Raw genomic sequence first — 20,023 nt, 5'->3', positions numbered from 1 at the left:
AGGCTATTAATTTCTTCTACTTAGTATAACGAGTTGCTTTTGGAGCTTTCGGTAAATCATATGCCGTCTCAAATTTTTTAATTTCCCTCGTGACGACCTTCCAATGGTTCTTCATTTGTTTATTAATTCCAACTGAAGCTTCATTTCCCATAATTCGTGCAGCGGTATGAGCATACGATATGTAATTCCCCCAAAATACTTTGCCGTTAACTTTTTTTCTAGCAGCTCCTAGATGAGTTTTTCCTCTAAAAATCCCAGCTCTAAAAAGCCATGCATCTTTCTTAATCTCAGCTGACTTGTTTTTTGCAACCTGGACTCGGGCATAGAATGCTCTACGTCGAATTGCTCTTTTCAAGCTACGATAATATTTGGAGATACTACTATTTCGAATTCTTATATTTTTTCCATCGAAGTCAAATCCCAGATAGCTAATTGGCTTATCCATAACGCAGTTTTGCCAATCGCACACCTTTATGTTCCAAGGCAAGTCAATATTCTCACGACTTAAATGGGCAGAAATTGTTTTTTTATCTTGTAATTCTAACCAAAGGTCCTTTTCAATAATTTCCTTGATTTTGCAAATAGCCCAATCAATATGATCAGTAGGCAACACTAGTAGAATGTCATCAGAGTAACGTCTATATAGCCCTTTGACTGTACTAGCCATTTTGGCAATCTCGATATCGGCGTTTAAAAAATAGAGATTTGAAAGAGTCGCACTTATTGGCGTTCCTTGTGGAATTCCTTTTTTTAACTTTTTTGAATCGTATCTTCTTAATAGTTTGTGTTGATAAATAATAGATCTGAATTGAGGAAATGTTTTGAACAGAGAATTATATTTAGAATTTTTTAACAGACTAACTTTCTGTTTGTCAAAATCTGGTATCAATGGAATCAGCTCTTCTAAATCCACATAACTAGCATTAGTAACTGCCCTGAAAACTTGATAATGATCGATATCTAAAATCTTTTGATCGAACAATTCACCCCAACTTTGTTTTAATTTCTTGTGATCCAGGTTGTCAAAAAAACTTGTAATATCCAAGCAAACCACCGATAGCTCACGGGCTTCATTGGTAGATATGAAATCGAATACTTCTTTTGCGAAATCTATTGTGCATTTGTTCCTATGTTCATCAAATCGAATTGCTCGATAGCCAATTACAGAGTTATTTAGATCAACATTTGATTCATAAATGGGTTTTAGTTCTTTTTCAATTAGATGTGAATAATAGGCGAAAATTTGAGCATCTAAATGGTTGGGATAATATATTGGCCTAATCTTAGCCTTGTAAGATCTTCCAACTTTTCCGCCTTCTATAATATTGTTTTTGTCGCGCTTATACCTGTGATCAACAATTTTGTAGTGTAGTAGTGGTGAGAATCGATGTGCAGCTATATTTTCTTTTTTCTTCACATAAGATGAAATGTAACATTTCGTTGCTTTAAGATTCTTCCCACCCAGCCGTGGTGATATATGTAAATACGGTCTCAATCGGAGCCAATCTTTCATATCGATAGATTTAAAAATGTTGGTTGGTTAAAAATCGACGCTATCCTTTATTCATAATGAATGCAGCCAGTTCGTGTCTTAACGCCCAAAAAAGGGCACGTCTTTTGGAAAATGAACATTGTTATTCACATAGACACCCAAATAATCCTGAGCAACATGATAACCGTTTCGCTTTACATCATAACGGGCACTCCTGTGTGGAACCCAGATGATATTTGCACCGCCTACCTCATTTAGATAGGGTATCTCCTCTTTGCAGAGAAGCAACTCAAACACTGTACTGCGGACTTAACCAACCAACGATGCAATTTACCAACTACTTCGAACCAGGTCAATAAGTTTTACCACAGGAAAATCACTCTTCACCCCAAAATGAATTCTTTTTATTAACTCTCCCAAAATGGTTGTCGCAAGAAGCATTTGTGTCTGCTCGTTTCAGATTAAAATATTCTCCTGCGGCTTCACAGGAGACGGAAATATTTGGAAATTCCGCTTGAAATTTGAATCACTGAGGTGACGCATCAATCCCATAAACAGTTAAAGCTTGATCTATCAGAGCCTCCTAAATTGGGTCCCCCATGCCACAACCTATATCGAGAACTGTCGCACATTGAGGTATTGACTTTGCCCAGAGCCGAACTGGCAGCGTGCCGATTCATTCAACACCTTTTGAGCGACAGCAGATGAATGTCGTAGCGTTGTCCCCGTATCCGTTTGCAGATGGGTCAAGATTTGTAATGATCTCAGAATCCAAACACAATTATTTTTCACCTCAGCGCAATCGCTATCCTTGCTCAAAGTAAAAAGTGGCGGGGTTCACCCCTCGGCTGCAAATCCATGAGGCGGTTTAAGGAGCGGCATTTTGCCGCGGTAAATAGCCTCATGGATTTGAAGTCGTCACTTTTTGCGTTGTATCTTTCGCTGTGCTGGGGTGCAAGCGCAAATCTTCAATAAGTCAAAATCCCATCGAAAACCCTTTCTGCTTCTTCCGTTTCGGCTTCTTCAACTTATGCGGCACATACTCGCCATCCTTAACGGGAGATAACAAAGAATCAAGAGACTTATCATTCTCCATCGAACTACCATTTCCAACTTGATAAACGTTACCGGCACCTGCAGACTGACCAACATCCATCCCTATCCTTTGAGATTTTTGCTGATGAAGAGAAAAAGGATCCTCGATGCATCGCTCAGTAATTCCCTTTGCGCTATACTGCTTACCCAATGCACTTCCATTGAAAACACATTTCGTACGATGGTCTAAATATGTGATCCCGTACAGCTTGCCTTCCTCATTTTTCCGCATTACCGTATCAATCCCGTCTTTTTGAAGAAGATTGATCAGCCTGGGCAATGACACGTTTTGTTTGCCATACAAAGTAAAATCTATACTATTCTTAACACGTAACGAATCCTTCGTACGGTTCGGATTCATCTCATTATACAGAAAACGCACTTTCAGATTTCTATGTGTTGGTTTGAAATGAAAATCGCTTGCTTTGATTGGCACCCCAATCCGGTTGCCGCCTTTATCCAGCACGCGGTATAAGATGCCATCGTTCTTTCTGATCCTCGATCCCTCTGAGCCAATGTCCGCGGCAACATTATAATGGTTGAGCGCTGCATTCAATTCACCCATCGTGGTGAATTTGTATTCGTTCAGAACCTTGTCGAGCACGTTGGCAATGGCCTTCTTGGTTTCTGATTTTCCATACTCTACTTTAATGCTGACAGGCTTCAAATTAAACTCCTGCGCTTTTCGATCCTGTGCCTTCACCAATCCAAAATCTATCTCAATCGCTTTCCTGGTTTTCTCCGATTGATTTTTACCCAGGTTGTGCAGCGAAATCCGGCTGCCATCAGCTTTGATGTTGGTCGTCACGATATGCACATGTGGGTGACCGGCATCCCGATGCTCGTATACGAGAGCGGGTTGTTTCTCAAATCCAATGCCTTTTAAATAGGCTTTCGAGATCTCCGCAAACTGTTCTTTGCTCAGCTTCTCCGAGGGATCAAAGTTCAAGGACACGTGAACCGTGTTGACTTTTGTCCTTTTGTTCAAAGCGAGTTGCCGCTGAATCCGGGTCAGCTTTTGATCAAAACTCATTGCATCCGCATCCTTAGGATAGTTGATTGCCGAAATGCATTCCGCGTACCCCTGTTCCAGCTTTTTCTCATTGTATTGCAGCACAGCCCGGAGCCGACTGCTGGTGTGGATCACTGCAACCATCTGTCAGCCAGTTTATCGGTTTGCGATTTGATCTTGTCCAGGATTGAAAACAGGAATGTCTTTTCAGCTTCGTAGCTGGCGATCCAGTTTCTGAATTCTGAGATTTGGTTAACTGCATTGAGGCGTCTGGTCGCCTGATTGAAGTTGTTGCCAAGCCGGTTAAGTTCTTCCCGCAGCTCCGATAATTCCGCGATCATTTGATCTTGTGAACCGTTCCTTTCGATCACAGTTACCGGTCGGTTGAAGATCAAGAGCCGTAAAAATTCACTCAATTTCCGACATGTCGTGCGGCTGCGTTTGGCTTCCAGATTGGCGTATTCTTTGGGTGTTAACCGGAAGATTACATGCTTTGTCTTGTTCGATTTTTCTTCTTTCATCACGATCCTATCTACACTTTCAAACATTAAAAACTCCTTCAAAAACCTGGACCGACTTTGGAGGGGAAGGCCAGATCGGGTGCGCAGCAACCGGCGATTGTATTACAATCGTACATCTGGCCAGACGCGCAAAGCAGGCGGCTCATTTGGATTTCGAAGTCTTCGAAACCTTGTGCTGGGCCGATTTGTGAATCTAGTTTATTGGAATGGGATTTACCTATCCTGTGTAAATTTGCCTTAGGATTGAAAGCGTTTTGGGCTGACGTTTGCCTGTTCGAGAAAAGTTGTGTTTGTTCGAGAATGGTCGAAAAAAGTCGAAAATGTTTGTGTTTGTTCGAACGATTAAGCCTGTGCTCCGCAAAACTTTCGGTACTCTATCTTTAGGGTATGTCTCCGATTTAGCGGCGGGACATTTTGTTTTGCAGAAAGTCAAGCTGCTTGGTTACATAATTGAAGAATGTTTTATCTGTGATGTTATTTTCAACAATACTACCATCTGAATATTTTATTTTTCTTTCTCCATTCAGAATATCAATGATACTGTTGAATTTCTTTTGATAGACAGATGCAGATTGATTGTCATAATTCTTCACTAACTGTATCATATTATGACAATTATTAACCTTTTCTTGAATGATCAAATAATTTTGATCATATAGATCCTGTAAAGTACTTAATGTCTGATCCAGTTGATTTAAATCAATATTGGATGATGGGGGAGAGATGTCGAACGGCTGAGAGTATCTAGAGACTTGTGAAAAGACATCCGTATTGTATATAAATAGAAACAATACAATGAAAGCAAAAATCCTATATTTCATAGTGGTGCGATTATCTCTTTGGCACATATACTTTGTTCCCACGATCATTTGTGTAGTATTGGCCTCCATTTGGTCCTGTTTGTATAGTTTGATTTTTGCCGTAGTTATACGCATCGATTGAGTAGTCTCGAGCCTTAGTGCCTTGGGTGCTATTGTACATATTGTAATTACCCTCAGTCGAAAGATTATCCCAATTCGTACGATTGCTATTAGTCTTGTAGTGTGGCTCAACATAAGTTCCACTCGAATTCAAATATCCACTTTGATATCTCACCTCAGAGCTTGGAGTACTGCTGTAGCTGGGCAAGTTGTAACTGCCAACGCTTGATTGGTTAGACTTATATCTCATATCAGGAGTTCCGTCCTTTTTATATTGTGCGCTAGCATTAATGGATATGCCTGAAATAAGTGCTAGAAGTAGAATAATTTTGTTCATAAAACTTAGAGAAGGTTGTTATAATAAGAAATGATACGTAAGTACCTGAGCAAGATAGAAAGAAAACTTTCGAACTAATTATTAGCTGACTTTCAGTTCGTATGAGGGGGGGTAAATTATAACTGTATATTACTACTAACCTTCTTCTACCAGGCACCAATCCGTTGCTAATACCCTATTCTGCCAAATTATCAATTGCAGAAACCGAATAATAAATAATATTGTATCCAACCAAGAATTTTTGTAGAATTACATAGTGTAAACCTAGCTCATCTTTAACTTTCACAGTAAATGCTTCGATTTAAATTCAACTTTCCTCTTAACCAGGCTGTCGGAAGACTCACAAAGCAAATCGTGACTTCCTTATACTCTGACGATAGTCTATATTAAATGATTTAATCCGCCAGCAAGCACCCGAGAGCGGGCTATCATTTCCTTTTCGCACCCTTCATAGTAAATTATTGCTAAATGTCCATTGATTTTCTTTCTGTCATTATTGGCCTGGCCATCGGTTCGCTTTTGTCATATCTAATAGTTTATACTATCCAAAAGACAAAAGTCATTGCTATTGATCTTTACAACGACCTTCGTTCACGACTAACTGATAGTGAAGGCGCACTCGCGATAGCACAAGAGCGTGTCAAGTACATGAGTGATCAGATATCAGCCAAGCTTTCAGAAGAAAAAGAAAGATTAATACATTATGAAGCGAAAATCACCAGCTTGGAAAACGATGTAAGAGACCGTTGGGACATCATCGGTGATCTGCGTGCGGAGGTTTCTCAATATTCGACTTTTAACAAGTCACTTCAAGAAAAGCTTGAAACTCAGAAGCAAGACATAGAAGAGTTCCGAAAAACTTCAATTAAAGAATTTGAAAATCTGGCGAATAGGATTCTGGACGAGAAAACAGAGAAGTTTACAGTATCTAATAAAGTCAATATAGAAAGTATCCTTAAACCGCTTGGAGAAGACTTAGTAAAGTTCAAAAAGCAGGTAGAAGAAACGTACGAGAAAGAATCAAAAGATCGGCATTCACTTGCTGACCGGGTGAAGGAGCTAGTTGAAACAAGTCAAAAGTTAGGTAAAGAAGCTAATGACTTGACCTCTGCTCTGAAAGGTCAATCGAAGAAGCAAGGCAACTGGGGTGAAATGATTTTGGAGAGCATATTAGATAAGTCTGGATTGGTAAAAGGGCGAGAGTATTTTGTTCAAGAGACCTTTAAGAATGAGGAAGGCAAAAGCTATCGGCCTGACGTACTCATCAAATTACCAGAAAACCGAAATATTATTGTCGATTCGAAAGTTTCGCTGAACGCGTATGAAAAATATTGTTCGGCTGATGAAAAGCCAGATCAAGATCTTTTTATCAAGGAACACTTAAAATCACTACGACAGCACATTGATCAACTCGGAAGCAAAAAGTATGATGAACTAACAGAATCCCTGGACTTTGTCATGATGTTCATTCCCATCGAACCGGCCTACATCCTTGCACTTCAAACTGATAACGAACTTTGGCACTACGCCTACTCGCGCAAAGTGTTATTGATCAGCCCGACGAATCTGGTTGCTGCATTAAAGCTAATTGTTGATTTATGGAATAGGGAAAATCAAAGTAGGCATGCTCAGAAAATCGCTGACGCAGGGGCCGGTCTATATGACAAGTTTGTAGGTTTTGTAAAGCACATTGAAGACATTGGCAAGCACATTCGGAAAGCGGATGATTCTTATAATGAGGCGCTCAGCAACCTCACAAGCGGTAGAGGTAACCTAATCAGCAGAGCACAAAAGCTACGTGCTCTCGGGATTTCTACAAAAAAATCACTCCCAGATTCCTTTGTGCCAACTGATGAATTGGACGATGACAATGAATCTCCGGTGCCGTTATCAGACAAACATCCCTCGGCAGGGGACACTATAATAGTAACCCAACAAAATTAATTATTGAAGTTGGTCGTCCCAGCAGCGGCTGATTAGAGCATAAATTAATAACCCCCTTAGAATGGAAAATATTTCTACCGAATTCATATACATGCCGTTTATCAATTTTGCGATGCAGCAGAATCACATACCGGTTGTAAGAACACTACAAATACAGAATAATGGTACTGATGATCTGATTGACGTTGAAGTTGAAATAACCTCGGAGCCAGATTTTACAACTGTTTGGACATCACGGGTGGAATATTTAAAGTCCGGACAGGCTTTTGCTTTCGATGCGGTAAATCCATCTATTTCATTTACTTTTTTATCTAGCCTAACTGAACGGCTTTCGGGACATTTCAGGGTAACGGTATCTGTTGCAGGTGCCATTGTTGCTAAGAATACATATCCCGTCACCGTATTAGCGTATGACCAATGGGGTGGTGCGGCAACATTGCCTGAACTCATAGCGGCGTTTGTCACTCCCAATCACTCTGAAATATCCAAGATTATAATTAGTGCGTCTGAAATTCTTGGAAAGTGGACAGGAAATCCATCTTTTGATGAATATCAGAGTCGTAATCCTGATCGGGTGCTCCGACAAACGGCAGCGATTTACGAAGCTATCGCTGCAAGACAAATTGTCTATGTGAGCGTGCCGGCGAGTTTCGAGGATGCCGGGCAACGAGTGAGACTTTGTGAAACCGTTCTATCTCATAAAATTGGTAATTGTCTTGATCTGTCGCTTCTCTATGCAGCTTGTTTGGAAGCAGTCGGGATTCATCCATTGATTGTTTTTACCCAAGGACATGCATTTGCGGGTGCTTGGTTAATAGATGAGTGTTTTTCAGATCCTGTTAGTGATGATCCGGCCTTGTTGACAAAAAGAACGGCAAATGGCATTAGTGAAATTGTCCTGATTGAAAGCACTTGTATGAGTGCGGGAAATAATGCTTCCTTCGAAGATGCAGTGCGATCCGCTAATTTCAAAATGGTTCGTTTAGATGAATTCAATTCGTTTGTAGACGTTAAAAGAGCTCGATATGGCGGGATTCGTCCACTCCCACTTAGAGTTCTAACAGAGGATGGCCTAGTTGTCATAGAAGAAAGCGCCAAGGAACGTGATAATATTATGCCACAAACCCTGGGTCAAGTTGTTGAAATCAATGGGACCGGTAGCGTCAAAATTTCCAAACAGCTGCTTTGGGAGCGAAAACTTCTTGATTTGACACTACGGAACAGTCTCTTGAATTTAAGGATAACCAAGGGCACTGTTCAGTTCATTTCAGTCGATTTAGGGAAATTAGAAGATGTTCTTGCCGATGGCGATGAGGTGCAAATATTATCCAAGCCAACAGACTGGGATAACCCTTTGAAAAATTCAGGTGTATATCAGGCAATTAATCAATCCGACCCAATTAATGACCTGGTTAGGAAGGAGCTTGGCTATAAAAGATTAAGATCTTACCTCACGGAGGGTGAACTAACACAAACGCTGACAAGTATATATCGTTCTTCTAGACAGTCTTTAGAAGAGAATGGTGCCAATACCCTTTACATCGCCTTAGGTCTGTTGAGATGGTATGAGACTGCGACCAGCGAAAAACCTCGGTATGCGCCAATTTTGTTGCTTCCAATTGAAATCGTCAAGAAATCAGCACAAAAAGGATTTGTGATCAGGAGCAGGGAGGAGGAAACGCTAATGAATATTACACTGCTGGAAATGCTTAGGCAGGATTTCGATATCAGCATTGGAGGCCTTGAAAACTTACCAAAGGATGAGAGTGGGGTTGATGTCAAGCTGGTTTTTAGTATGATTCGAAAAGCGATAATGACTAAACAGCGGTGGGATGTTGAAGAGCAGGCGTTTCTCGGCACATTTTCGTTCAACAAGTTTGTCCTCTGGAACGATATCCATAATAATGTAGATAAGCTAACCGCAAATCCGATTGTAAAAAGCTTAATCTCGGGTAAGTTGGAGTGGCATGATCAGGAAATGGAACTTGAATCCCAAACTATTGAGTTCGATCCTGCTGCACTTTCTCTTCCAATTAGCACAGACTCATCGCAGTTGCAGGCCATCATAAGTTCCTCGCATGGTAAAAGCTTCGTTTTACATGGCCCCCCGGGAACTGGTAAGTCTCAAACTATTACCAATATAATCGCTAATGCTGTTTATGCAGGTAAAAAGGTCTTGTTTGTTGCTGCTAAGAAGGCAGCGCTTGAAGTCGTGGAAAATCGTTTGGAATCCATCGGCATTGGTCCATTTTGTCTTGAACTCCATTCGAATAAATCTAAGAAGTCGGCGATTCTGGAACAGCTAAAAAAAGCGACAGAGGTTACAAAAACGCAGTCACCTCCATTCTTTAAGGAAGAATCCGAGCGGCTTTTGAAATCAAGAACTGAACTTGGGGAATACGTGCAGGCACTTCACCATCAGCATGGATTTGGTTTTTCTCTATTTGATGCCTTTAACAACTATGTCCAAATTGCTCACACCTCTGACAAGCTAGCTTTCCAGGCAAACTATTTTCAGGGACTGACAGCCTTAAAGGTTCGGGAAGTTGAAGAACTGGTCGAAGAGATACAGCTTTCCGGTTCCATTTGCGGTATCCCTAGACAGCACCCTCTTGAAGGAATTGGAATTAGGGAATTTTCGCATTCAATAAAAGATGAAGCCGATAAGGAACTAGATACTTATCGTCAACTGCTTGAACAACATCAAAAACATCTCAGTGGCGCGAGAGTCGTATTGAAGATCGACAACCCGTCAGAGAGCAAGTCACAGGATAAAGTTTTCGACGAGCTCATCACATTGCTAAAAAAGTTACCAGATGTGCCTTCGCAATTGTTCGCGGTTGATCAGATTGAGCAGACTCTTCCTGGAATTATAGAGATTGCTAAATGCGGGCAAGTCAGAGATCAAATTAAAGAAGACTTACTGAAAGCGTTTACCAACAACGTAATAAGTGTGGACGCTGAATTGCTGATGGCTAGTTGGCATACCGCAAACAATCAGTGGTTCGTGCCGCGCTTTTTCGGGCAGCGTAAGGTTATTAAAACCTTAAAAAGCTTTTGTACAACCGGAAACGTTCCCAAAGAGCAGGTTCAGGAAACTCTACAAAAAATTGCCAACTACAAGATCCAGCAGGGAAAGATAGACAAGGCCGTGTACTTGCCCGAGTTACTAGGCTTTTTGTGGAAGGATGGTGAAGGTGATTGGGGTCGCATAAGGGAAATTTGTGAGGACTTGCTTGTTATCCATCGAAAGTTCATTGAACTGAATTGCGGCCAAACCTCAAGTTCCTGGCGCAAAGACTTATCTCTCTCTTTTGCCGATGGTAGTAAGGTGTTCTTTGCTAGGCATGAGCAGGCCCTTACGCAAGCGCAAACGGTAATTCGATCAATGAATGACGCAGAGCTGAGCATAAGCCAGTTATTAGCTATTGACTTTTCCAACTTACCTGTTTTGGAAGCTAGCTGGTCGGAAAATAGTCTCTTTTTTGTCAAAAGGTGGCAGTCAGCATTAGGAGAATTAAAGGACTGGGTAGCATGGAACACCTGCGTTGAGAAAGCAGAAGTCCTGGGTGTCTCGGCAATTGTGAAGGCGTATCGCGATGGACAAATTGACGGCAATAACGTGGTCGGCCATTTCAAGAAGGCTTTTTATCGCGCCGCAGCGACATATATTATTGATAAAAATCCAGTTCTAGCAGCATTCAATGGACGATTGTTTGAAGAAAAAGTCAAGAAGTTCAGGCAGATAAGCCAACATTTCGACAATTTGACTAAGCAAGAACTTTACGCACGTTTAGCAGCAAGAATACCGTCAGCTCCTCAGGAAGCAGCACAAAGTTCGGAAATGGGGATTTTGCAGCGAAACATCAGAAACAACGGCCGAGCTACGTCCATTCGAAAATTGTTTGATTCGATTCCCAATTTATTGCCACGTCTGACTCCTTGTATGTTAATGAGCCCAATTTCAGTTGCGCAATATTTTGATGCTGATCGGGTGAAGTTTGACTTGGTTATTTTTGATGAGGCCTCTCAGCTTCAGACTTGTGAAGCAGTCGGTGCTATTGCAAGAGGAGCTAGCGTCATCGTTGTTGGTGATCCTAAGCAAATGCCTCCAACAAGCTTCTTCTCTTCCAATAATGTTGACGAAGAGAACATTGAAATTGAGGATATGGAAAGTATTTTGGATGACTGCTTGGCCATCTCAATGCCTTCTCATCATCTTCTTTGGCATTATCGAAGCAAGCACGAAAGTTTGATTGCTTTCAGTAATTCGAAATATTATGATAACAAGTTGCTTACTTTCCCATCCACAGACGACATCAATAGCATGGTTAAACATGTTCCAGTTGTAGGTTTCTATGATAAGGGAAAAACAAGACAAAATGAGGCAGAAGCGAAAGCTATCGTGGCGGAAATCATCTCTAGATTGTCTAGCCCAAAGCTTTCCATCAGGAGCATTGGCGTTGTTACCTTCAGTTCGGTGCAACAAAATCTAATTGAAGATCTGCTGTCAGAAGAATTCAGGCGGCTCCCTGAATTGGAGACAATTGCTTATGGGTCGGAAGAACCACTTTTCATTAAAAACCTCGAGAATGTTCAGGGCGATGAACGCGATGTAATACTTTTCTCAATTTGTTACGGACCCAACGAAGAAGGTAAATCAACCGTCAATTTCGGCCCGATCAACCGGGAGGGAGGATGGCGCCGCTTGAATGTTGCCGTGTCCAGAGCACGCTACGAAATGAAAGTGTTTGCAACAATGGCGTCGGATAAGATAGATCTAACCCGAACAAAATCAGAAGGTGTTGCAGGACTGAAAGCATTTCTGGCCTATGCTGAACGAGGTAAGACAGCTCTACCTGTTCGAGCCTCTCATCGTGGTAAATCGGAAGCAGGCTTCGAGCGTGAGCTTGCAGAAAAACTGGAGGCGCTTGGATACCTAGTACATACAAACATCGGATGCTCAGATTTCAAAATAGATATTGGTATCGTTAATCCTTTAAACGAAGGTGAGTATTTGATAGGCGTACTGTGTGATGGCTACAATTACAATAAGGCTAAGAATTCCCGTGATAGAGAAATCGTTCAGAAGGACGTCCTTCATGCTTTGGGATGGACAACTCACCGTGTTTGGTCACTGGATTGGTGGGAAAATCCACATAGAACCCTCGATGGAATTGTCAATGCGATAGAGGCGGCCAGGACTTACTACAATATAAAAAAGGAACAAAGGGAAAGCTTACATGTCGAGAGCAAAGTAGAAACCTTTCAGCCCATAGCCGAAGTAGTAGCTAGTCAAATTTTCACTGCAGCACCATCACAGTTTCCTGTTACAAATGCAAAAAAATACCAAGTGGCGGTAGTTGAGACCATATTGGCAAAATCATCAGAGGACTTTCTTCAGCCATTCAATAAGCATAAGATTTCAAATCAAATAATGACCATCCTGGAAAGCGAATCTCCAATTAGCAAAAATTTGCTTTCGAAACGTCTTTTGGCTGCGTGGGGAATTGCTCGAAACGGTTCTCGTACAGCTGCACATATCGACAGTATTCTACCAACAGTCGCTTTGAAGACCACGCACAACGGCAAAAATGTGATCCTTTGGAAAATGGAGCACAATCCAAGTGATTATTCGACTTTTCGGCTCAGTGATCTTGAAATTCACAAAAGGGATGCGGATGATCTTCCGCCCGAGGAGGTTGCAAATGCCGTAAAAGAGATATTAGTTAACCAAATTAGTTTACCAAAAGCAGAGTTGGTGCGAGAAGCATCTAAGTTGATGGGGTATTCTCGGGCGGGATCCAATGTGGAAATGGCAATGAGTTATGGAATTGAAGCGGCAGTATTAAAGGGGTATTGTGTGGATGAGAATGGTCGAATAGTACTTAAATAGCAATGTTTGTTAAACCCAATAATCAGTGTTCATATAGATATCACAGCTATAAAGCCCGGGCCAAAACCCGAGAAGGAAGATGGTTCACGAGATCAAAGAAGGAGAGTAGCGCCTGAAAAGCGTGAGCAGCATCCAGATCTTAGGCCTCACAGGCACAAACCAGGAGATTAAATTTATTTAAATGCAGCGCAATCGTTCATATGATTTGTGCACGAAATACAATCCGTAACTAACATTATGAGAACCTTCACATGTGTCATATTCAAAAGGAACCTAAGGCTATTAAAGTTGGTGATGATCACTTTGAGTTGAATGTGAGCGAAAAGGACTTCGCTCACATTCAACGGCATTTTTCAAAGTATACGGAACGAGATACAGCCATTAGGCAATTAGATGTGCCAAAGAGCCCTATATGGCTGAATATGACTGTTAGAGCAATTAGGAATTATCAGGACAATGTTTCTAGTAGGCTTGGAAACCGATGTGTATTTGATCCGAGTTGCTCACATTACGCAGAAATAGCATTTAGAAACCATGGATTTTTTCAGGGCATTAAGCTAACGTTGAATAGGCTCTGGCGTTGTCGAGGTGAAAATGGAGGGATTGACGAACTTATATAACTAACAAATATTTATGCAGTACAAAATCGAACAAATTGGTGCGCAGTTTTCTGACAAAGACATTTTAGCATTAGAAAGCCGCTTCTCTAAACACGCGTCAAGTGGATATAAATTCCATTCCGTGTTCCCAATTCAGAAGCCTGGTTGTCTAGGTATAGGTAGCCCTACTACCACATATGTTGCGGTTTACGTCAAAGAGTAATTAAACTGAACTTCTCTTAGATTGTTCCCGCTAGGCGCTTGCATCGAAAAGCATTATTAACCTGTTATCAGAATAGCCATAGAAGATTTTAAAATTGAGCAATATTTCCCAAAGAGCGATTGGACTAACCATCTAATCCAAAATGGTGTTCCTGTTCCCGTGAAAAGTATTTCTGAGAAAAAGCTCATAATAAATCTTCTTGAGGAGATTCTCTATTCATTATCCAAATCAAGAATAGGTTACGCGATAGACCGTATTAGTCTTGGAATAGTAGTTGGCGGAAGCAGATTTTTGGATAAATTGAAACAAAAGGGTATTCTAAGACATTCTACATACATTGACAAAAAAGATCCTGTTGCCGGAATATCGAAACATATCCTAAAACACAAGTCTTTTTTTTGCCTTTCTGAATCGGAAACGTTATACTTTGAGTCTTTGATTCACCTTGACAAGTATTCTATTGAACTTAAAAAAGTCTATAAGGATTTGTGCGCGTATATCAGAGCTTATAGACCTCAAAAGGTAAATGTTGAAGGACATATCGTTGAGACAAGCCTAGTCAAATCTTTGCTCGTCATCAATGAATTATTCTTTTTAAAAAGAAAAGAGAGTCCACTCGGCAGTTTAAGAGATGTCAACGACCAATCGCTTTCACTTGAGGAAAATTGCGAAGCGATTTCATACCTGGTATGGCTAATTGGCGTCCTAACTCCAAGCAAGCCGTTTAATTTGTTCATCGATGAGGAATTCCTGAAAAAGAATCGGCATGTCTCTTTAATTCAAAGTGCCAACCGTTTGAGAACGTTTCGCGACCTTGAAATTCAAATTGAAACTTTGGGATACGTTTGTCAGAAAGAATCTTCCCTCCTTAGAATTACACATAAAGAACCGAACTTCCTCAAAAGCATGGCTCTTTCTGATATTTTTGGAGAAGGGCAAAAGGATGCAGATGCTTGGGGTGTGTATGAGTTCTTTAATGGTTATCCAACTATTAGCTCACTTGCCTCAATTGTACATGAACAATTCCCAAATGCGATTCAGTATCAATTATATCCATTTCCCAGATTCACGTTTTTGCTTCCGACTGCTTTTTTTGAAATAATTTGCAAAGAGAAAATTGGTTATTACTATGAGGAGGTACAAGGGCTACAATACGTTGCGAAGGAATTGTCAATCTCAGAGGAAGCCTTAACTAAATTTGTCTTGGTTGATGGATTTACGATGAATGACTTTTTATACGTTCATCGAATCTTTACTATTTTACAATATGTATATTCAGAGTATGTTATCAAGCGAATTTCTGGATCAAATTATTATAAATTGTTGAGTTCTCTCCTAGTCATTTGGGACGAAGAACGGTTAGTCGGTACCTTTGAGTCAATTGTATCTAGAGATAAAATACTAAATTATTTAGATATTATGTCCTGGAACTTTGACGGAGATGCTTTCCTGGATTTGCAGTACACACCTATATTAAGTTCGAACGATTTCTACGTTATCTGTCTTTCGGTGCTGCGCCATTCTAGGGCGACCCGTAATATTATAGCATCTTTGGCCAAAAGTGGTAAGAATGTTAGGGGAAATCAAATGGATTTAATTTCTCAAGGAGGTGTTCATTTGGCAAAAGCATTTGCGGCTCGTGGTTTTTCGTGTTTCATAGATCAAAAAATATATTATAAAGGTGAGACTCAAAGGGAGGGAGATATCGATTTTTTAGGTGTAAAAGATGATACTATTTTTATTTGCGAATGCAAAGATGTGATGGATGCTACTGACTCGTTCGAATATCGACGTATTAACGATTATTTAATGAAGGCAGGAGAACAGTTAAAATATATTCAATCTGCAATCTCTGATCCAAATTATCAGGTTGATCTTGGTAGGCGGCTTAATATTGATTTTTCGAAGATTATACGCGTGGTCTATCTGATTGTTCCGTCTTCGAGAAGAATCTTTGGTCATCATATTTCTGGATATCCTGTTAGACATGTGCATGAACTTATAAACTTTCTTGATACCGGAATTTGGAAATTTAAACTACCAGATGGTGATGTAAACGTCTTCCATTTGTGGAAGGCAGATTCCTTCGAACTGTCGGACCTAGTAGAATATTGTGGGATAGGTAGTCCACATAGCGAGCTATTTGCAGCAATGTATAACGTAGAAGAGCAGTTCAGCCAACGCATGATTCGGGATAAGTATGCTCTTAGTCTAAATGACGCTATCACTAACCTAAGTGATTCCTATCGAGTATCGACAGAGGAATTTTTAAAAGATTGAAGCTGGTTACCATTACTGCGATAAAAATTGCAGAAAAAACAGACGTCCATCCACGCTAGCTAAATTTTATTTTAACCGGCTTTACTAAACCTGCTGTCTGCATTTTGGTTTGAACCGTCCAATGCTTAGTATCTGAAATAAACTTTTCCAAATCTTGATATTTAGTATAATATTGATTGTAATGAGCCTTGTCCGGCGACTCGATCAAATCTTCAATAATACCACATAGCCGTTTGTTGATTTCAAACCATCTGTAAATTGTAACTATGTTCAAATCTGCAAGCTGTGTTGTCAATGTGGGATTAATACTTGTATTAGCACTATTTAGTGCGACAGTAAATTGGCCATGAGCAATCTTATTCCTAATGATACTTGGATCGACAATATAGCTTTTTATTATTCTGCGGAGTGCTAGCTTTCTGTTTGGAATCTCCGATCCTTTGGAGAATTTTGAAAAGTTTATAAATGCTATTTCAAGGCATTTAAGCCACTTTTCTTGAATTGATGACTGTTTGAGGATCTGTTCGACGTATATTTGATCGAAGCCATATGGGGTAAGAATCATTTTCATGAAACTAGCTTCAGAATATGTCGAGTAAGTTAACGCGTATAGCTTAGTTTGAATTGTGACTGTTGCAGTCTTACCAGTTTTCAGAGATCGATTTATCGTTCTTTTAATATCAATGCCAGCTTGTAGAAAATCACGAACGTTAGTGACATAAGCTTCGTAAAATGGGAGAGTATTTGGATGTGGCATATTAGATAATCGATTGAGCCAGCTAATGGACACCTTTGCAATGTACATTAGCTGGCAGGAATCGAACCTGCGCCCCTCGGTAAACCGAGCGCTCTGACCTTGCTGAGCTACAACTCCATACAAATTTAGTAAAAAAGACGATTAAATCGTCTTAAATTTTATAGCCCCTTCAACCGCTCTCGCAACCCCTTCATATCCTCACTAATCTTCACATCCAGTATTTTAGCATAAATCATTGTCTGCTTCAAAGACCGGTGCCCCAGCATTTTGGAAACCGTCTCAATCGGCACCTTATTACTCAGCGTCACAGTTGTAGCAAACGTATGCCGCGCAATATGAAAGGTCAACGTCTTGGAAATTCCGCACAGATTGGCAATCTCTTTCAAATAAGCATTCATCTTCTGGTTACTCAGCACCGGCAGCACAACGCCAGCCGCACAGCATTGAGGATGATCCTTATACTTCTCAATAATTTCCAGCGCCGTATCCAAAAGTGGAATACGTGTAGGCGCATCCGTTTTCTGGCGAGTGGTATCAATCCACGGCTCGCCATCCATGCCCACAACAATATCCGTCGTCTTCAATTGCTTCACGTCTACATAAGCCAACCCAGTGTAGCAGCAGAATAGAAAGATATCCCGCACCTGGCCGATTCTTTCAACTTCGAACACTTTCTCAGTAAGTCGTTTCAGCTCCTCCCTTGATAGCGGATTCTTGACAACTTCTTTCTTCGTCAGCTTGAACCCTTGAAACGGATCTTTTTTCAACCACTTATTATTGACGCAAATCAACACCACCTTTTTTAGATTGCTCATATACTTGATTGCCGAGTTATGATTGCAACCCCGCGCACTACGAAGCCAGAAGTTGAATTCGGTAATGAATTCATAGTTTAGGTCTTTGATCGCCATGTCATCCTTCTTATACTTCCATTTGATGAAGGAGGCAGTATGTTCTTTTGCAGTCTTGTAACGCTTTAAAGTGAGTGGTGCGAACTCTTGACCGACGAGTGCTTCCATCTGCTCATTGTGATGCTCAAAGACTTCAAGAATGGTGCGGGTCTCATTGCTTTTGCCAAGCAAAATGTTTTTCAAGCCTTCGGCAGAAATTTCTTTGTCATCCTCGGTAAGAATTTTCTTGGCTTGGTAAACCTTCGCCGTGAGCAAGTCCAAATATGCATTAAGCGTCTTTGCATCTTCCTTGTTTCCGGCTGGTCGCCCGGCTGAGGAATTCCACCTTTCCGTATTCCATAACTTCTTGGTAGATAGCTCGGCGACTTTGCCGTCGACGGTAATTCGCAGGTAAACGTAGCGAACTGTTCCTTTTTGATTTCTGGCGGGCTTTAAATAGAAAAGCAGGCCGAATGTTTTCTCCAACATAACACAAGCGTTTAAAAGTGGTTAAATATCGAATTACCACGCTTGCCAATCAAGATGTCCATGCGGTGAACATGTTGTCAATCAATTTGTTAGGCCGTTTCCAGTGAGTCTTTTTCTCAAAGTGAGTGAACTACACGAAAGACTCACTGGAAACATGGGAATTTTTGCATTTTTTGATATGATCTGAAAAACAAAAATGCCCGCAAATCATTGATTTACAGGCATTTTGTTTGACTTTGAACTTATTTCAAGGGAGGGAGACGGGTCTCGAACCCGCGACCTCTAGAACCACAATCTAGCGCTCTAACCGACTGAGCTACAACCTCCGTTCTGAGGGGAGAACCCCTTTCGAGGACACAAAATTAGGAAAAGGTTTGAAGGTTGCAAGGCTAACAGTGCACTTTTTTTTCAACCTTCAAACCTCAATCTATATTTTCAACCCTTATTTCGCTCCAACATAAAGAGCGTCAGCGGCTTTCCAGTCCACTACGTTCCAGTATGCGTCGATATAATCCGGGCGCTTGTTTTGATATTTCAGATAATAAGCGTGTTCCCACACATCCAAACCAATGATAGGCGTTCCTTTTGCCTCTGCAATGTCCATCAATGGGTTGTCCTGGTTTGGTGTAGAAGTGATCGCTACGCCGTCGCCGGATTTAATAAGCCATGCCCATCCTGAGCCGAAACGGCCTGTTGCTGCTTTTTTGAACTCATCTTTGAATGCCTGGAATGAGCCGAATTTCGCTGTGATCGCTTGTGCCAATTCACCTGTTGGTTCGCCGCCTCCGTTTGGAGAAAGTGATTTCCAGAAAAATGCGTGGTTCCAGTGACCACCGCCATTGTTACGTACAGGTGCTGGCGCTTTGCTGATGTTTGAGATAATTTCTTCTATGCTTTTGCCTTCCAGTTCAGTGCCTGCTACCGCTGCATTCAAATTGGTAACATATGCCTGATGGTGACGGTCGTGATGTATCTCCATGGTCAATGCATCGATATGCGGCTCCAATGCATTGTTTGCGTAAGGTAAGGGATCTAGTGTAAATGCCATTTTCAGTGTAGTTTAATGATTAAAAAATGTACTGTATCAGTTGGCTAACAGCAGAAAAAGGCTTTATGTTCTTAATTTCTTAAAAAATTTGAGCAGCAGTTCCTGCGATTCCCGAGCCAAAATTCCGGTTGTCAGACTTGTTTTAGGATGTAAAATAACTTTGCCAAGCCTTGCAAAGCCGCGTTTTTCATCGGCTGCACCAAAGACAACGCGGTTCATCTGAGTCCAATAAAGCGCGCCGGCACACATCACGCAAGGTTCAAGCGTTACATACAATGTGCAATCCGAAAGGTATTTTGAACCAAGGTTATCAGATGCGGCGGTAATCGCAATCATCTCAGCATGAGCAGTTACGTCGTTCAGTTTTTCAGTTTGATTATAACCTTTACCAATAATGCGTTCGCCAATTACAACCACAGCACCGACCGGAATTTCACCTTCTTCATACGCCTTCTCAGCTTGTCGCATCGCTTCCGCCATGAAGTAATTATCGAGAATGTCTGCCTGGATATTCAATGTA

General features: G+C 41.0%; 12 protein-coding genes and 1 tRNA gene. 4 read left to right on the top strand and 9 right to left on the bottom strand.

The features are described from left to right. Positions 1-16: 16 nt before the first annotated feature. From B5X68_RS23335 to B5X68_RS28695, 4 genes are all read right to left on the bottom strand, one after another. Positions 17-1,417, bottom strand: coding sequence for an RNA-dependent RNA polymerase family protein (locus B5X68_RS23335; protein WP_212568033.1), 1,401 nt, complete (start codon positions 1,415-1,417; stop codon positions 17-19). Between the two features lie 1,051 nt (positions 1,418-2,468). Continuing rightward, positions 2,469-3,743, bottom strand: a complete 1,275-nt coding sequence (locus tag B5X68_RS23330; RefSeq protein ID WP_082217161.1) for a relaxase/mobilization nuclease domain-containing protein — start codon at positions 3,741-3,743, stop codon at positions 2,469-2,471. Next, positions 3,731-4,147, bottom strand: coding sequence for a plasmid mobilization protein (locus tag B5X68_RS23325; protein ID WP_229208537.1), 417 nt, complete (start codon positions 4,145-4,147; stop codon positions 3,731-3,733). Before B5X68_RS23325 ends, B5X68_RS23330 begins: the two co-directional genes overlap by 13 nt. A gap of 371 nt (positions 4,148-4,518) precedes the next feature. Continuing rightward, positions 4,519-4,725, bottom strand: a complete 207-nt coding sequence (locus B5X68_RS28695; RefSeq protein ID WP_141110389.1) for a hypothetical protein — start codon at positions 4,723-4,725, stop codon at positions 4,519-4,521. 1,120 nt (positions 4,726-5,845) lie between these two features. On the opposite strand from B5X68_RS28695, the gene B5X68_RS23315 reads away from it, so the two are divergent. The 4 genes from B5X68_RS23315 to B5X68_RS23295 all read left to right on the top strand — a co-directional run bounded on the left by B5X68_RS23315 (position 5,846) and on the right by B5X68_RS23295 (position 16,319). Continuing rightward, complete coding sequence (locus tag B5X68_RS23315) at positions 5,846-7,321, top strand: DNA recombination protein RmuC (protein ID WP_082217159.1); 1,476 nt, start codon at positions 5,846-5,848, stop codon at positions 7,319-7,321. A 61-nt stretch (positions 7,322-7,382) separates the two neighbouring features. Then, on the top strand, positions 7,383-13,217 hold the full coding sequence (gene proA, locus B5X68_RS23310; protein WP_082217158.1) for an anti-phage protein ProA: 5,835 nt from the start codon (positions 7,383-7,385) through the stop codon (positions 13,215-13,217). A gap of 251 nt (positions 13,218-13,468) precedes the next feature. Next, the gene (gene yidD, locus B5X68_RS29505; RefSeq protein WP_212568032.1) at positions 13,469-13,837 is read left to right on the top strand and encodes a membrane protein insertion efficiency factor YidD; all 369 of its coding nucleotides are present in this window, start codon (positions 13,469-13,471) and stop codon (positions 13,835-13,837) included. 361 nt (positions 13,838-14,198) lie between these two features. After that, positions 14,199-16,319 carry a hypothetical protein gene (locus B5X68_RS23295; protein WP_082217156.1) on the top strand — a complete coding sequence of 707 codons (2,121 nt, stop codon included), beginning with the start codon at positions 14,199-14,201 and terminating at the stop codon, positions 16,317-16,319. Between the two features lie 55 nt (positions 16,320-16,374). Here the strand turns inward: B5X68_RS23295 and B5X68_RS23290 are convergent, their stop codons facing one another. The 5 genes from B5X68_RS23290 to B5X68_RS23265 all read right to left on the bottom strand — a co-directional run bounded on the left by B5X68_RS23290 (position 16,375) and on the right by B5X68_RS23265 (position 19,983). Further along, a complete protein-coding gene (locus B5X68_RS23290; protein ID WP_082217155.1) occupies positions 16,375-17,076 on the bottom strand; it encodes a hypothetical protein in 702 nt (233 codons plus the stop codon). Positions 17,077-17,234: 158 nt separating this feature from the next. Next, positions 17,235-18,455, bottom strand: coding sequence for a site-specific integrase (locus B5X68_RS23280; protein ID WP_082217154.1), 1,221 nt, complete (start codon positions 18,453-18,455; stop codon positions 17,235-17,237). A 251-nt stretch (positions 18,456-18,706) separates the two neighbouring features. Beyond that, positions 18,707-18,782 (bottom strand) — tRNA-His (locus B5X68_RS23275). 115 nt (positions 18,783-18,897) lie between these two features. After that, positions 18,898-19,503, bottom strand: a complete 606-nt coding sequence (locus B5X68_RS23270; protein WP_082217153.1) for a superoxide dismutase — start codon at positions 19,501-19,503, stop codon at positions 18,898-18,900. 63 nt (positions 19,504-19,566) lie between these two features. Continuing rightward, positions 19,567-19,983 carry a nucleoside deaminase gene (locus tag B5X68_RS23265; RefSeq protein WP_082217203.1) on the bottom strand — a complete coding sequence of 139 codons (417 nt, stop codon included), beginning with the start codon at positions 19,981-19,983 and terminating at the stop codon, positions 19,567-19,569. Positions 19,984-20,023 lie beyond the last annotated feature (40 nt).

Source organism: Dyadobacter psychrophilus (assembly GCF_900167945.1).
In the GTDB taxonomy this organism is placed as follows: Bacteria; Bacteroidota; Bacteroidia; order Cytophagales; family Spirosomataceae; genus Dyadobacter; species Dyadobacter psychrophilus.
This window is presented reverse-complemented; position numbering and strand designations above follow the sequence as displayed.